The organism is Geodermatophilus maliterrae, assembly GCF_041018925.1.
Classification (GTDB): Bacteria; Actinomycetota; Actinomycetes; order Mycobacteriales; family Geodermatophilaceae; genus Geodermatophilus; species Geodermatophilus maliterrae.
In genome coordinates this window covers 1-14,080 of sequence record NZ_JBFNXQ010000005.1, presented here as the reverse complement: position 1 = coordinate 14,080, position 14,080 = coordinate 1, and the positions used below count along the sequence as shown (strand labels likewise).

10 protein-coding genes are annotated in these 14,080 nt (G+C 73.1%); 6 read left to right on the top strand and 4 right to left on the bottom strand.

Annotated elements, in window-relative coordinates:
• Positions 1 to 39: 39 nt before the first annotated feature.
• The 3 genes from ABQ292_RS02765 (at position 40) to ABQ292_RS02755 (ending at position 3,491) form a co-directional block, all read left to right on the top strand.
• Positions 40 to 1,206, top strand: coding sequence for a trans-sulfuration enzyme family protein (locus ABQ292_RS02765; protein WP_369202978.1), 1,167 nt, complete (start codon positions 40 to 42; stop codon positions 1,204 to 1,206).
• The gene (locus tag ABQ292_RS02760; RefSeq protein WP_369202976.1) at positions 1,203 to 2,075 is read left to right on the top strand and encodes an MOSC domain-containing protein; all 873 of its coding nucleotides are present in this window, start codon (positions 1,203 to 1,205) and stop codon (positions 2,073 to 2,075) included. The genes ABQ292_RS02765 and ABQ292_RS02760 overlap by 4 nt, the downstream gene beginning before the upstream one ends.
• 369 nt (positions 2,076 to 2,444) lie before the next feature.
• Positions 2,445 to 3,491, top strand: coding sequence for a zinc-dependent alcohol dehydrogenase family protein (locus tag ABQ292_RS02755; protein ID WP_369202974.1), 1,047 nt, complete (start codon positions 2,445 to 2,447; stop codon positions 3,489 to 3,491).
• Positions 3,492 to 3,691: 200 nt separating this feature from the next.
• Here ABQ292_RS02755 and ABQ292_RS02750 read toward each other — a convergent pair whose 3' ends face one another.
• Positions 3,692 to 4,120, bottom strand: a complete 429-nt coding sequence (locus tag ABQ292_RS02750; protein ID WP_369202972.1) for a GlcG/HbpS family heme-binding protein — start codon at positions 4,118 to 4,120, stop codon at positions 3,692 to 3,694.
• 53 nt (positions 4,121 to 4,173) lie between these two features.
• Positions 4,174 to 6,402 carry a malate synthase G gene (locus ABQ292_RS02745; protein ID WP_369202970.1) on the bottom strand — a complete coding sequence of 743 codons (2,229 nt, stop codon included), beginning with the start codon at positions 6,400 to 6,402 and terminating at the stop codon, positions 4,174 to 4,176.
• Positions 6,403 to 7,038: 636 nt separating this feature from the next.
• On the opposite strand from ABQ292_RS02745, the gene ABQ292_RS02740 reads away from it, so the two are divergent.
• Positions 7,039 to 8,880 (top strand): BCCT family transporter, encoded by a 1,842-nt coding sequence (locus ABQ292_RS02740; protein WP_369202968.1) that lies wholly within the window; start codon positions 7,039 to 7,041, stop codon positions 8,878 to 8,880.
• A 531-nt stretch (positions 8,881 to 9,411) separates the two neighbouring features.
• On the opposite strand, the gene ABQ292_RS02735 is transcribed toward ABQ292_RS02740, so the two are convergent.
• Together ABQ292_RS02735 and ABQ292_RS02730 are read right to left on the bottom strand one after the other, a co-directional pair.
• Positions 9,412 to 10,584 carry an NAD(P)/FAD-dependent oxidoreductase gene (locus tag ABQ292_RS02735; RefSeq protein ID WP_369202966.1) on the bottom strand — a complete coding sequence of 391 codons (1,173 nt, stop codon included), beginning with the start codon at positions 10,582 to 10,584 and terminating at the stop codon, positions 9,412 to 9,414.
• Positions 10,581 to 10,901, bottom strand: a complete 321-nt coding sequence (locus ABQ292_RS02730; RefSeq protein ID WP_369202964.1) for a bifunctional 3-phenylpropionate/cinnamic acid dioxygenase ferredoxin subunit — start codon at positions 10,899 to 10,901, stop codon at positions 10,581 to 10,583. Before ABQ292_RS02730 ends, ABQ292_RS02735 begins: the two co-directional genes overlap by 4 nt.
• A 128-nt stretch (positions 10,902 to 11,029) precedes the next feature.
• Between ABQ292_RS02730 and ABQ292_RS02725 the strand changes: the two genes are divergently transcribed.
• The gene (locus ABQ292_RS02725) at positions 11,030 to 11,830 is read left to right on the top strand and encodes an IclR family transcriptional regulator (protein ID WP_369202962.1); all 801 of its coding nucleotides are present in this window, start codon (positions 11,030 to 11,032) and stop codon (positions 11,828 to 11,830) included.
• 411 nt (positions 11,831 to 12,241) lie between these two features.
• Positions 12,242 to 13,363, top strand: coding sequence for an aromatic ring-hydroxylating oxygenase subunit alpha (locus ABQ292_RS02720; protein WP_369202960.1), 1,122 nt, complete (start codon positions 12,242 to 12,244; stop codon positions 13,361 to 13,363).
• The last annotated feature ends 717 nt before the right edge of the window (positions 13,364 to 14,080 follow it).

Here is a 14,080-nt window from a genome sequence, read left to right as displayed (position 1 = left end):
CATCCGTACCTGGGAGTGGGGCTCGTGCAGGAGGACGACATGGCCGCCGGAGGGCTGCGGGTGGAGACCCGGTTGGCGGTGCTGGGCCGTCCTCGTGAGCCGGGACAGCCGCTCAACGTCCCGATCGTCCCGGCGTCGAACTTCCGGGCCGGAGCCAGCGGAACGGCCGGGCGGGAGTACTCCCGCGACGACGGGACGCCCGGCTGGGAGGCGCTCGAGGAGCTGATCGGCGACCTCGAGGGCGGTCCGGCGGTGTGCTTCTCCTCGGGGATGGCCGCCATCGCCGCCGTCCTGGAGCTGCTGCCCGTCGGCGCCCGCGTGGTCGCCCCCCGGGACAGCTACACCGGCCTGCGCGCCCTGCTCGGGGACGGCGCCGCGGCCGGTGGTCGCTGGGCCGTGCGGACCGTGGACGTGACCGACGCCGGTGCACTCCTCGCCGCGGTCGCCGACGCGGACCTGGTGTGGCTGGAGACCCCGAGCAACCCGCTGCTGGACGTCGTCGACATCGCCGCGGTCGCCACGGCGGCCCGTGCGGCCGGCGCGCTGGTCGCCGTCGACAACACCTTCGCCACCCCGCTGCTGCAGAACCCGCTGGCCCTCGGCGCGGACTTCGCGGTGCACAGCGCGACCAAGGCCATCGGCGGCCACTCCGACCTGCTCCTCGGCGCGGTGGTGGTCCGCCGCCCCGACGACAGCGCACGGCTGGTCCGCCGCCGCGAGGTCGCCGGCGCCACCCCGGGTGCGCTGGAGGCCTTCCTGGCGCTGCGCGGCGCCCGCACGCTCGCCGTGCGGCTGCGCCAGGCCCAGGAGTCCGCCGGCGAGCTCGCCCGCCGGCTGGCGGCGCACCCCGCGGTGGACCGGGTGCGCTACCCGGGCCTGCCCGGCGACCCGCACCACGCCCTCGCCGCCCGGCAGATGCGCGGGTCCGGGGCGGTGCTGAGCTTCGAGGTCGCCGACGCCGACGCCGACGCGGTCTGCGCGGGCGTCGGGGTCATCGCCTCCGCGACCAGCCTCGGGGGAGTGGAGTCCACCATCGAGCGGCGGGCGAAGCTGCCCGGCCAGGAGCACGTCCAGGCCGGCCTGGTCCGGCTCGGCGTCGGCTGCGAGCACGTCGAGGACCTGTGGGCCGACCTCGTCGCCGCGCTCGACACCGGAGCCACCGACCCCACCATCCGTTCGGACGTGCCCGTCAGGAGCCACCTGTGATCGACACCGACCTGCCCACCGCACCCGGGGTCAGCGCGCTGACCCGCGGCCTCGCCGCCTGCCTGGCCTCGGTCACCGAGGTGCCGGTCGCCGAGCTGCCACTCCCTCCGGGCAACCTGTCCTCGGCCGTCGGCGCCCTCCGCACCTGGCTGGCCGGGCGGGACTCCGGCCTGGTCCCCATCGCCGACCCCACGCGCTTCCAGTGGCCCGGCTGGTGGATCGCCGTCGTGCGGACCGCCGACACCGAGGTCGCCACGGTCGCCTTCGGTACGCCGCCGGGCATCGTGCTCAGCCCGCAGGACCCGGCCCTCCTGGGTCGGGCCACCGCCGACCTGGCCATCCCCGCCGCCTACGCCGTCGCCTCCCTGGACCCGGTCCTCCGGTCCGTCGCGGCCACGCCGGACCTGCACGGCACGGTGGAGGCGCTCGCGATCGCACCCGCCGCCGAAGCCGGGATGCAGGTGCTCGAGGTCGCCCGGGCGGCCGCCGGGCGCGGCCTCGAGGGTGACCGGTACGCCGCCCGAGCCGGCACCTTCACACCGCGCGGCGACACACGCCCCGGCTACGACCTGACCCTCATGGCCGCCGAGGTCCTCGACGAGCTCACCGCCGCCGGTGTCGCGATCGACTTCGCCACCACCCGGCGCAACGTCCTCACCCGTGGCATCGACGTCAACGCCCTGGTCGGCCGCACCTTCCGCATCGGCGACGTCGTGTGCGAGGGCCTCCGGCTGTGCGAGCCCTGCGTCCACCTCGACCGGCTCAGCGGGCCCGGCCTGCTGCGGCCACTCATCCACAGGGGCGGCCTGCGCGCCGACGTCCTCACCGACGGGGAGATCCGACTCGGAGCGCCGATCCACCTCGTGTGATCGCCGCTCGTGTGATCGCCGCGATCCGGGCGGGCCGTCATCGGTCTCGCCGCACTGCACGCGCAGGTCACCGGAGGAGTACGGGAGGACGGCGAGCGAGCCTCCCTCACGGTGCTCGCGGCGCCTGCTCCGCCGTACAGCTGCGCGTGCTCTGGCGGTCGCACGCCAGCCCGGCCACGACCGACCAGCAGACGACGGCGGATCGTGGCTGCGCCGGCGCTGGGGAGCGGTCCGTTGACGCGCTCGTCCACTCTTCACACACTCGTGTGCGCGGACCAGCCGCTCGACCGTGCACACCTGCGGCAGCACGTCCGTCAGCCCGGCCGACTCGCCTGCCGGTGCTCGCCCCGAGACGGCGGAGGAGAGCAGATGACCGTGATGACCGGCGTCCGGCTGCCCGGTGACAGCACCGTCGAGCACGTCACGGTCGGCGTGCCGGAGCCGGGGCACGGTCAGGTGCTGCTGCGGATGAAGGCGTCCTCGATCTGCGGGAGCGACATCCGGGCCATCTACCGCGAGCACCTGGGCGCCGGGCCGGAGGCCTATCAGGGCGTCATCGCCGGCCACGAGCCGTGCGGCCAGGTCGTCGCGGTCGGCCCCGGCGCCCGGCGGCTGCAGCCCGGCGACCGCGTGGTCGTCTACCACATCGCCGGCTGCGGCGTCTGCGAGGAGTGCCGCGCCGGCTACCTGATCGGCTGCACCTCACCGCTGCGCGCGGCGCACGGCTGGCAGCGCGACGGCGGGCACGCCGAGTACCTGCTGGCCGAGGAGGCGACCTGCATCCTGCTGCCCGAGCCGCTGTCCTACGTCGACGGCGCGCTCGTCTCGTGCGGCTTCGGCACCGCCTACGAGGGTCTGCTGCGGTTGGCGCTGTCCGGGCGGGACCGGCTGCTGATCACCGGGCTCGGGCCGGTCGGGCTGGCGGCCGCGATGCTCGGCCGGGCGCTGGGTGCGGGGCCGATCATCGCCACCGACGTCGCACCCGAGCGGCTGCGGATGGCCGAGGAGCTGGGCCTGGTCGACCACGCCGTCCCGGCCGACGAGCGGGCCACCGCCACCATCCGGGAGCTCACCGACGGCCGCGGCTGCGCGGCGAGCATCGACTGCTCCGGCAGCGGCGCGGCACGCCTGGTGGCCCTGGAGAACACCCGGACCTGGGGGCGCTGCGCGTTCGTCGGCGAGGGTGGGCAGATCTCCTTCCCGGTCTCCGAGCTGCTGATCCACAAGCAGATCACGCTGCACGGCTCCTGGGTGACGTCCCTGCGGCACATGGAGGAGCTGCTCGAGCACCTGGTGCGCTGGGACCTGCACCCCGAGCGCATCGTCACCCACCGGTTCACCCTCGACCAGGCGGACGAGGCCTACCGCGTCGCCGACCGAGGTACGGCGGGCAAGGTCTGCATCGTCTTCGCGTGACCCGATCCGTCCCGGGCAGGTCGCGTCGCGGGGATCACGCCCCCGACCCGGACGCCGGCCGTGCGTGGGCGCCGTCGGCGCGTCCGTGTGGACGAGGCCGCTCGGTCGGTGACCGGGTGCGCGACGGCAACGGGTCGTCGGCCCGGATGTGCAGGGACTCCGGCCGGGGACGGGGTGGTCCCCGGCCGGAGCCCGGGCGCTCAGTCCGGCTGCGCCTGCAGACCGGCCGCCTCGATGCCGGCGACGGCGGCGGCCTCGTCGTTGTCGGAGGTGTCCCCGGAGACGCCCACGGCGCCGAGCAGCGTCCCGGACTGGTCCCGGACGAGCACGCCGCCCGGGACCGGGACCAGGGAGCCCCCGACCGCCGCCGTCGCGGCGGCGATGAAGTACGGCTGCTGCTCGGCCCGCGCCATGAGGGCCCGGGAACCCAGGCCGAGCGCGATGGCTCCGTGGGCCTTGCCGAACGCGATCTCGAACCGCTTGGTGGACGAGCCGTCCTCACGCTCGGCGGCCACCACGTGGCCACCGGCGTCGAGGACGACGACGGTCAGCGGCTTGAAGCCCTCGTCGCGGGCGGCTGCCCGCGCTCCCTCGACGACGGTGCGGGCGGTCTGCAGGTCGATGGCCATGGCGGCTCCTCCTGGTCGGGTGCGGATGGTGGCGTCGGCGGACGGGACCCGGCTCAGGGTGCCGGGCTCGGTGCACGGTCCGCGACGACGGCCTCGCGGGCCTGTGACTCGTCGTCGCCGTCGGTCGCCTTGGCCCGCTGCCGCCACGTGGTCAGTGCCCGCTCGGTGTAGCCGTTCGGTTCCTGCCGCCCGGAGAAGACGAGGTCCAGTGCGGCCTGGAACGACGGGCTGCCGTCGAGGTCGGCACTCATCGGCCGGTAGCCCGGCTCGTCGGCGTTCTGCTCGTCGACCACCGCCGCCATCCGGGCGAAGGTCTCGCGCACCTGGCCCTCCTCGACGAGCCCGTGGTGCAGCCAGTTCGCGATCTGCTGACTGGAGATCCGCAGCGTCGCACGGTCCTCCATCAGGCCGACCCCCTCGAGGGTCGGGACGGTCGAGCAGCCGATCCCCAGCCCGACCCAGCGGACGACGTAGCCCAGGATGGACTGCGCGTTGGTCTCCAGCTCGTGGCGCTTCTCCTCCTCGGACAGGTCGGCGCCACCGTTCGGGAGCACGGGCGGCACGAGCAGGCCGCGCCGGTCGGCCAGCGGGCGGTTCCGGAGCTCCTCCTGCACCGCGAGCACGTCCGTCTCGAGGTAGTGCAGCGCGTGCAGCGTCGCCGCGGTCGGCGAGGGCACCCAGGCGGTGTTCGCCCCGGCCCTCGGGTGCCCGCCCTTCGTGTCGAGCATCTCGCGCATGGCCGCGGGCTTGGCCCACATGCCCTTGCCGATCTGCGCCTGCCCGGCGAACCCGGCACGCAGCGCCACGTCGACGTTGCGGTCCTCGTAGGTCGTCAGCCAGGTCTGCGAGCGCTGGTCGTCCTTGCGGACCACCGGGCCGGCCTCGAAGTCGGTGTGGATCTCGTCGCCGGTGCGGTCGAGGAAGCCGGTGTTGACGAAGATGACCCGGTCGGCCGCGCGGGCGATGCAGGCCTCGAGGTTGGTGGAGGTCCGCTTCTCCTCGTCCATGATCCCGATCTTGAGGGTCGTCGGCTCGAGGCCGAGCGCCTGCTCGACGGCGGCGAGCAGTTCCACCGACAGGGACACCTCGTCCGGGCCGTGCATCTTGGGCTTGACGATGTAGACGCTGCCGGTCCGGGTGTTGGTGAACCGGGACCGGCCGCGCAGGTCGTACAGCGCGGCCACCGCGGAGACGAGGGCGTCGAGGACCTCCTCGAGCAGCGGCTCCCCGTCCGCGGTGCGGACCGCGTCCAGGCGCATGTGGTGTCCCACGTTGCGCACGAGCAGCAGCGACCGGCCGGGCAGGGTCAGTTCCTCGCCGTCGGCCCCGACGTAGGTGCGGTCGCCGTGGACCTCGCGGGTCACGGTCCGCCCGCCCTTGCCGAACGTCGCCGTCAGCTCCCCGGTGCGCAGCCCCAGCCACGTCCGGTAGGCGCCGACCTTGTCCGGGCCGTCCACCGTGGCGACCGAGTCCTCCAGGTCCACGATGGTGCTCACCGCGGACTCCAGCACGGCGTCGGACACCCCGGCGTGGTGCTGGGCCCCCACCCGCGTCGACGGGTCGATCGTCAGCTCCAGGTGCAGGCCGTTCCGGCGCAGCAGCACCGCGGCCGGACGGTCGCCGTCCCCGGGTCGATGCCCGGCGAACTGCGCCGGGTCGGCCAGCCCGGTCCGCCCCGCGGACGTCTCGACGGCGAGCTCACCGGGCGAGGGCACCCGGTAGGCGACGACGTCGGCGTGGCTCCCCTCGGCCAGCGGGAAGAAGCGGTCGAGCAGGCGGTCGGCCTCGGCGATGACCTGCGCGCCGCGGCGCTCGTCGTAGCCCGGCGCCGGCTCGTGGTCCGACGGGAGGGCGTCGGTGCCGTAGAGGGCGTCGAACAGCGAGCCCCAGCGGGCGTTCGCGGCGTTCAGGGCGTACCGCGGCACGGTCGCCGGCACCACCAGCTGAGGGCCGGGCACCTCGGCGATCTCCCGGTCCACGCGCGTCACCCGGACCGTCGGGTCCTCCACCGGGAGCAGGTACCCGATCTCGGTGAGGAACGTCTCCAGTGCCCCGACGTCACCGGCCCCGTGCTCACGGTGCCAGTCGTCGATCTGCTGCTGCAGCTCGTCGCGGCGGCGCAGCAGCTGCCCGACCCGCCCGGCGAACCGCTCGTTCAGCTCGGCGAGGGTCGACCAGAACCACGCAGGCTCCCGGTCGAGCCCGGCCAGCAGCTCGTCGGCCACGAAATCGCGCAGTGCGGGGTCGACCTGCAGTCCACCGGTAGCGGTTGCGTCACTCACGATCTCCACCCTCGTCCTCGTCGTGTGCCGGGACCTCGTCCCGCTGTCGACGTACCCTGCCCGGCGCAGAGCGCGGTTGCACCTCCCCCAGGACGTCAACCCCTGGGACGACGACCACGACCGGAGCTGCTCGACGCCGGACACCCCTGAGGTCGTCCCTGTCGTCGCCGGCAGGCACTGCACACCAGGAGGATCGGACACCTGGTCGTGCACCGGAGGAGGACCGGAGGTCGTCGACAGAGGTCGCCGTCGCTGTCGTGGTACCCGATCCCTCCGCGGGTCGATCCCCACTCGTGCCGGATGGCGTCCCGTGAGGCCGGCGAGTCGGCCGGCTGAGCGTGACCCACCTGTCCGCCTCGTCACGCAACCGTGACGCAGAGTCCTGTCACGGGCTGACTGTGCGGAGAATCACTTTCGGCCCTTGTTCTGCGGCGGGAGCTCTGGTTCCCTCATGCGAAGTCGGTCTCGGATGACGCAACAGGATTGGGGAGTGTCATGGAGCAACCGCACGACGAGCAAGCCTCGCCCTCCCGCCGGATGAGCCAGTCGGAAGCCGGTGGGGCCGATCGGACGGCTCACAGCGGAGCCGCCGGGCCGGGGGAGGGGCCCTCGGTCGTCAAGGTCAAGGACGTGTCGGTGACGGGAACCCACCCGGCCATCGCGGAGCCGCCACCCTGCGTCGCCGATCGGCACTGGGCCGTGGACAGGGTGCTGTTCGCCGTCGCCGCGGTCATGGCGCTGGGCTTCGTCGTCTGGGGCTTCGCCACTCCCACGGGCCTGGGTACCGTCAGCGGTTCGGTCCTCAGCTGGGTCACCGGCAACCTCGGCTGGCTGTTCGTGCTCCTGGCGTCGGCGTTGGTGGTCTACGTCATCTGGCTGGCGGCCGGCAAGTACGGGCGCATCCCGCTGGGCCGCGACGACGAGCGCCCGGAGTTCCGCACGATCTCGTGGATCGCGATGATGTTCAGCGCCGGCATGGGCATCGGGCTGATGTTCTACGGCGTCGCCGAGCCGCTGTCGCACTACGTCTCCCCGCCGCCGATGACGGCCGAGGCCGGGTCGTCCCAGGCCATCGAGACGGCGATGGCGACCACGTTGTTCCACTGGACGCTGCACCCGTGGGCGATGTACGCCGTCGTCGGGCTGGCGATCGCCTACGGCACCTTCCGCCGGGGACGCCGTCAGCTGATCAGTTCCGCCTTCGTCCCCCTGCTCGGCGAGCGGCGGGCCGCCGGCCCGGCCGGCCGGGTCATCGACGTCCTGGCCATCTTCGCGACGCTGTTCGGCTCGGCGGCCTCCCTCGGCCTGGGTGCCCTGCAGATCGGCAGCGGGGTCGAGATCCTCGGCTGGGCGGGGGACGTCGGCAACGGCGTCCTCGTCGCGATCATCGCGGTGCTGACGGCGGCCTTCGTCGCCTCGGCGGTCTCCGGCATCGCCCGGGGCATCCAGTGGCTGTCCAACACCAACATGGTGCTCGCCCTGCTGCTCGCGGTGTTCGTCTTCGTGGCCGGCCCGACGGTCTTCATCCTCAACCTGGTCCCCGACGCGGTCGGCAGCTACTTCTCCGACCTCGGTGCGATGGCCGCGCGCACGGAGGCCACCGGCGGTGACCCGATGGCCGCGTGGCTGCGCGGCTGGACCGTCTTCTACTGGGCCTGGTGGATCAGCTGGACGCCGTTCGTCGGGCTGTTCATCGCGCGGATCAGCCGCGGCCGCACCATCCGCCAGTTCGTCACCGGCGTGCTGCTGGTGCCCAGCATGGTCAGCCTGCTGTGGTTCGCCGTGTTCGGCGGTGCCGGGATCGCCGCGCAGCGCGATGGCCTCGACGTCGCCGGCCAGGGCACCACGGAGGGGCAGCTGTTCGCCGTCCTGGAGCAGTACCCCCTGACCACCGCCGCGACCGTGCTCGTGATGCTCCTCGTGGCCATCTTCTTCGTCTCCGGCGCGGACGCGGCCTCGATCGTCATGGGGTCGCTCTCCCAGCGCGGCACCCTGGAGCCCAGCCGGGGTGTCGTCGTCTTCTGGGGCGTGGTGATGGGCTCCGTCGCAGCGATCATGCTGCTCCTGGGCGACGAGGGAGCGGCCCTGACCGGGCTGCAGAACCTCACGATCATCGCGGCACTGCCCTTCGTCCTGGTGATGGCGGCGATGGCCGTCAGCCTGGTCAAGGACCTCCGCCGCGATCCCATCGTGCTGCGGGGCAACTACGCCAGCGTGGCGATCGAGCAGGCCGTCGTCGACGGGATCAGCCGCCACGGCGACGACTTCGTCCTCGTCGTGGAGAGGACCCCGAGCCCCTCACCGGACGCTGCAGCCGTGGCGGCGCAGACGTCGTCCTCGGCGAGCCCGGAGGTGAGTGGCCTGCCGTCGGTCAGTCCGGGCGGCAACTTCGTGTCGGTGGCGGGGGACACCTCCGTCCCTGCACAGGAGCAGCCCAGGGCGGAGGCCGTTGGTCGTCCGCAGGATCCGCGCGGGTAGGGGCTCGGCCGACGGGTCGACGCCTCCTGGCGGTGGAGCTGCGTGCCGCTCCACCGCCAGGAGGTCGTTCCGAGTCCAGGAGTCGTGCCGACCGGGACACGTGCGGAGCCGGCCGTCCGGGTCGCGGTGTGTGACATCGAGGCGAGACGTATCCGTCAGCTGTCCCGAGGGCTGCCGCGGCAGGGCTGTCACGGCAGCCCTCGACTCACCTGTCGACTTCGGGCGGCGGACTCGGCGAGCACAGGCGATGTGACGAAACCCGTCACGGGGTCCCCGCGGGGTCAGGGTGGGTGGTCTTCTCCGGCCGCACCCGGTGGCCCGCCGGACGGACGCGAGGGACCCGTCACCCGTCGGGCGACGGTGGGTCCTGGATCGCTCGGCACGGTGCGCACCGGCCGACCCGGACGGTGAGGGGCGTCCACAGGACGCGGTCGAGCACCCGTGGACCGCCGTCATCACGTCGACGGCGGTCCAGGGGTGTGCAGCGACGGCTGTGGGCCGCCCAGCCGCTGCGGGTGCGGGCGGCCGGGGTCAGGACGCGGTCGGCACGGCCGCGCGCAGCTGCCGGCGCCAGCGGGTGAACAGGCGGGGCTGGTTCATCCCGAGGACGGCGGCGGGTGCGCCGTGGCGCTCGTAGACCACCAGGAAGCTGCGGTCGGCGCAACTGCCCTCCACGACGCGGACGACGTCGCCCTCGCGGCGCGAGCCCGCGAACTGGATGCGGGCTCCGTACTGATCGGACCAGAAGTAGGGCACCGGCGTCGGGACCGGTTCCCCGGCGCCCAGCAGGGTGGCGACCGCGGTGGCCGGTTGCTCGAGTGCGCTGGTCCAGTGCTCGGTGCGGACGTGCCGCGCCGCGGAGGCCGACCACGCCGCGGCGCAGTCGCCGACCGCGACCACGCCCGGGATGTTCGTGGCCCCCCGCGCGTCGGTGAGGACGCCGTTGCCGAGGGCCACGCCGGAGTGGGCCAGCCACTCGATGTTCGGTGTGGCGCCGATCCCGACGACCACCACGTCGGCGGGCAGGCGGGTCCCGTCGGTCAGTTCCACGGCCTCGACCCTGCCGGTGCCGAGGAGTCCGGCGACCCCGGTGCCGGTCAGCAGGCGCGTGCCGTGGTCGGCGTGCAACCCGGCGCAGACCGCGCCCATGTCGGCGCCCAGCGGGCCGGCGAGCGGGACGGGCTGGGTCTCGACGACGGTGACGTCCAGCCCGAGCGCGCGGGCCGTGGAGGCGACCTCCGCCCCGATGAAGCCGGCGCCGATCACGACGAGACGTTCGGCGGCGGCCAGGTCCTCGCGCAAGGAGATGGCGTCGTCGACGGAGCGCAGCACGTGCACGCCGTCGAGCCCGTCGCTGCCGGGCAGGCGTCGGGCGCGGGCGCCGGTGGCGAGGACGACGCCGTCGGCGCGGATCTCGCTGCCGTCGTCCAGCAGCACCGAGCGGCTGAGGTGGTCCACGCCGACCGCCGTCGTGCCCAGCCGCCACTCGAGTCCGAGGTCCTCGTCGTCGGGCGCGCACAGGGCGATGTCGTCCAGCGAGGCCGTGCCGGCCAGGAAGTCCTTGGACAGAGGCGGACGGTCGTACGGGGCATGCGCCTCGTCGCCGATGATGACGACGCGGCCGTCGTAGGACTGGTCCCGAAGCGCGCGTGCAGCCGAGAGGCCGGCCAGCGAGGCCCCGACCACGGCGACCGTGGGGCTCATGCGGCACCGTCCGCGGCGGCCCCCGGCTGCACGTAGATCACGCCGTCCTCCACGACGACCCGGTGCGTGCGGACCGGTGTCTTGGCGGGCGGGCCGGACACCTTCCCGGTGCGCAGGTCGAAGCAGGAGGCGTGCAGGGGGCACTCCACGGCGCAGCCGTCCAGCCAGCCGTCGGCCAGCGAGGCGTCCTGGTGGGTGCACGTGTCGTCGATCGCGTAGAAGTCGCCGTCGACGTTGAACACCGCGATGGGCTCGTCGGCTTCCACTCTGGTCGCCTCGCCGGGCGGCAACGCGGTCGTGGGGCAGACCGGGATCATGGGTGCTCCAGGGATCGTCAGTGTTGCGACTACCGCAACTCTTCGCCTCTGACGCAACAGCATGGTCCGCCCTCCCCCCAGACGTCAAGAGGCGCGGCGCTGCACCATCGGCCACCTACGCTCGAGTCATGAGGGCATCGCAGGTTCAGAGCGCGGAGCGGGGCTCGGTCGCCGTCGTGCAGTCGGTCGATCGGGCCCTGAGCGTCCTGGAGATCCTCGCGACCCACGGTGAGGCCGGCGTCACGGAGGTGGCCGCCGAGCTCGGGGTGCACAAGTCCACGGCCTTCCGGCTGGTCGCGGCGCTGGAGAGCCGGGGCTTCGTCGAGCAGTTGGCTGATCGTGGCAAGTACCGGCTGGGCTTCGGCGTCGTCCGCCTGGCCGGCGCGGCCGCCGCGCAGCTGGACATCGGCCGGGAGGGGCAGCCGATCTGCGACGCAGTGGCCGCCGACCTCGAGGAGACGGTCAACATCGCCATCCTGGACGGCGACCGGGCGGTGAACGTCAGTCAGGCCCGGGGGCCGGGGGCGCTCAGCATCCACAACTGGGTGGGGCAGGGCACCCCCCTGCACGCGACGTCGAGCGGCAAGGTGCTCCTGGCCTACGCCCCCGATGCCGTCCGCAAGGACCTGCTCTCCCGGGAGCTGCAGCGCTTCACCCCTGCCACGATCACCGATCCCGAGGTGCTGCACCAGCACTTCGACCAGATCGTCGAGCAGGGGTGGGGTTCCACGGTCGAGGAGTTCGAGATCGGGCTCGCTGCCGTCGCCGCGCCCGTCCGCGGCGCGGACGGCGGCGTGATCGCGGCCCTCAGCGTCTCGGGGCCGTCCTTCCGCATGGACTCCGAGGACTTCGCGAGGCTCGCCCGGCGTATGGTGTCCGGCGCTGAGGAGCTGAGCAGGAGGCTGGGCTTCTTCGGCCGGGCCCGCTGACCCGGCGAGGCGCTGCTGTCGCTCAGGGTCGGGACGCCGGTCCGACCTCGCCGCGCCCCCTCGTCCGCGGTGCGCCCATCCGGATGGTGCCGGGTCGGGAGGGTCCACCGACCGGCGGTCGGTCACGGCGTGAGCCGCAGGGATCCGTGTGCACGGGGGCGTGGTCGGGTCCACCTGGCCACCCGGTGGTGGCGGTGTAGGCGGGCGGTGACCCCGTCGGTTCGGAGCCGTCCGCTCGGCTTCGAGATGCCGTGAGCCGCCCGACTGTTGCGCTATGCGCGAGTCGCTGAGTAATGTGCAACACAGCGGTCGTCCTGAGCTCGCTGGTGGACGACGGCCGTGTCCTGTCGCAGACCTGCCTTGTCCGACTTCCGGCGTCCCAGATCGCCCGACGGAACCCCGAGGTGCCGTATGACCACCACCGACCTGCCCGCGAGCCTCATCTCCACGCTGTCGGGCCACTACTACACCGACCCGGCCGTCTTCGCCCTCGAGCAGTCCCGCATCTTCGAGAACATGTGGTTCTGCGCGGTGCGGTCTGCCGACCTGCCGACACCCGGGACGTTCCGGAAGGTCCAGGTCGGCCGGGAGAGCGTGCTGGTCGTCCGTGGCCGCGACGGGCAGCTGCGGGCGTTCCTCAACATCTGCCGGCACCGCGGCGCGCAGATCTGCACCGAGGACGCCGGTGAGGTCAAGCGGGCCTTCCAGTGCCCGTACCACGCCTGGACCTACGACCTGTCCGGCAAGCTGATCGCGGCCCCGAACCTGACGAAGATGCCCGACATCGACCGCGTGGAGTACGGCCTGGTGCCGGTGCACCTGCGCGAGTGGCTGGGCTACGCCTGGGTCTCCCTGGCCGAGGAGCCCCCGTCCTTCGAGCACGACGTCATGGGCGGCATCACCGAGCGCCTCGGTGACCTGGAGTCCATCGATCGCTACGAGCTGGACTCGCTCACGGTGGGCCGTCGCATCACCTACGACGTGAAGGCGAACTGGAAGCTCATCGTCGAGAACTTCATGGAGTGCTACCACTGCGCGACCATCCACCCCGAGCTCACCGAGGTGCTCCCGGAGTTCGCCGACGGCTACGCCGCGCAGTTCTTCGTCGGGCACGGCGCGGAGTTCGGGGAGGACGTCGAGGGCTTCACCGTCGACGGCAGCGAGGGCTTCGGCAAGCTCCCCGGCGTCGCCGAGGACCAGGACCGCCGCTACTACGCCATCACCGTCCGGCCGACGGTCTTCGTCAACCTGGTGCCCGACCACGTGATCTTCCACCGCATGTTCCCGGTGTCGGTCGACCGGACGATCGTGGAGTGCGACTGGCTGTACACCCGCGAGGTGGTGGAGTCGGGGAAGGACGTGTCCCGGTCGGTGGAGCTGTTCCACCGGGTCAACGAGCAGGACTTCGAGGCCTGCGAGCGGACGCAGCCGGCCATGTCGTCCCGGGCCTATGTCAACGGCGGTGTCCTGGTCCCCTCCGAGCACCACATCGGGGAGTTCCACGACTGGCTGACGCAGCGCCTGTCGGACTGAGCCGGTACCCACCCCCTGTGGGGCCGAGGACGTCGTCCTCGGCCCCACAGGGGCGTCCGTGGCCGAGCGGTACGGCGCCACGGAGCTGTGTCCGTCGCGCCGCGAGGTGACCACCGTCGGTGGGGACGTCCCGTACCAGCGAGCCTCGATGTCCTCCAGGCTGCTCGACAGGTCGCCGTGGTACGGGCCGACGGACGTGAGGTCGATGTCCGCGAGGAGCAAGAAGCCGTCGGGCTCGACCAGCGAGCCGCAGTGACCCGCAGTGACCCGCAGTGTGCCCCGGCAGGTGCAGGACGGTCAGGGTCCGGCCACCGAGGTCCACCACGCCGCCCCTGCAGGTCGCGCTCGGGCCGGCCGAGCGTGGGCGCGAGGCCTTGCACGAGACGGTCCGGCCGGTGACCGTGGGGCAGTGAAGAGCGCCAGGACGAGCTCTGCTGCTTCACCGTCACCGCGCCGGGACCTCGTGACTCGTGTCGAGCAGCGCCCGTTCCGGCGCGAAGCGGGAACGTCACCGCGTCGGCCGGCCGTCGACCGCGGGCAGTCATCCCGCTCGCATCGGCCCACCGGTCCCACCCGGGACCTCATCGGACACGGTCCACCTCCGCGGCGATGGTGGTGTCGTCGCCGTGGCCGGTCCTGACCACGGTGTCCCCGGGCAGGGTGAGCAACCGCGACCGGATGGACCGCACGATCGTCGGGTGGTCGCTGAAGGAGCGG

Bases quoted from the DNA above. Each gene is read 5' to 3' on its own strand.
- ABQ292_RS02765 (WP_369202978.1), top strand. From the start codon at position 40: ATGGCCGCCGGAGGGCTGCGGGTGGAGACCCGGTTGGCGGTGCTGGGC.
- ABQ292_RS02755 (WP_369202974.1), top strand. From the start codon at position 2,445: ATGACCGTGATGACCGGCGTCCGGCTGCCCGGTGACAGCACCGTCGAG.
- ABQ292_RS02750 (WP_369202972.1), bottom strand. From the start codon at position 4,120: ATGGCCATCGACCTGCAGACCGCCCGCACCGTCGTCGAGGGAGCGCGG.
- ABQ292_RS02735 (WP_369202966.1), bottom strand. From the start codon at position 10,584: ATGAGCCCCACGGTCGCCGTGGTCGGGGCCTCGCTGGCCGGCCTCTCG.
- ABQ292_RS02730 (WP_369202964.1), bottom strand. From the start codon at position 10,901: ATGATCCCGGTCTGCCCCACGACCGCGTTGCCGCCCGGCGAGGCGACC.
- ABQ292_RS02725 (WP_369202962.1), top strand. From the start codon at position 11,030: ATGAGGGCATCGCAGGTTCAGAGCGCGGAGCGGGGCTCGGTCGCCGTC.
- ABQ292_RS02720 (WP_369202960.1), top strand. From the start codon at position 12,242: ATGACCACCACCGACCTGCCCGCGAGCCTCATCTCCACGCTGTCGGGC.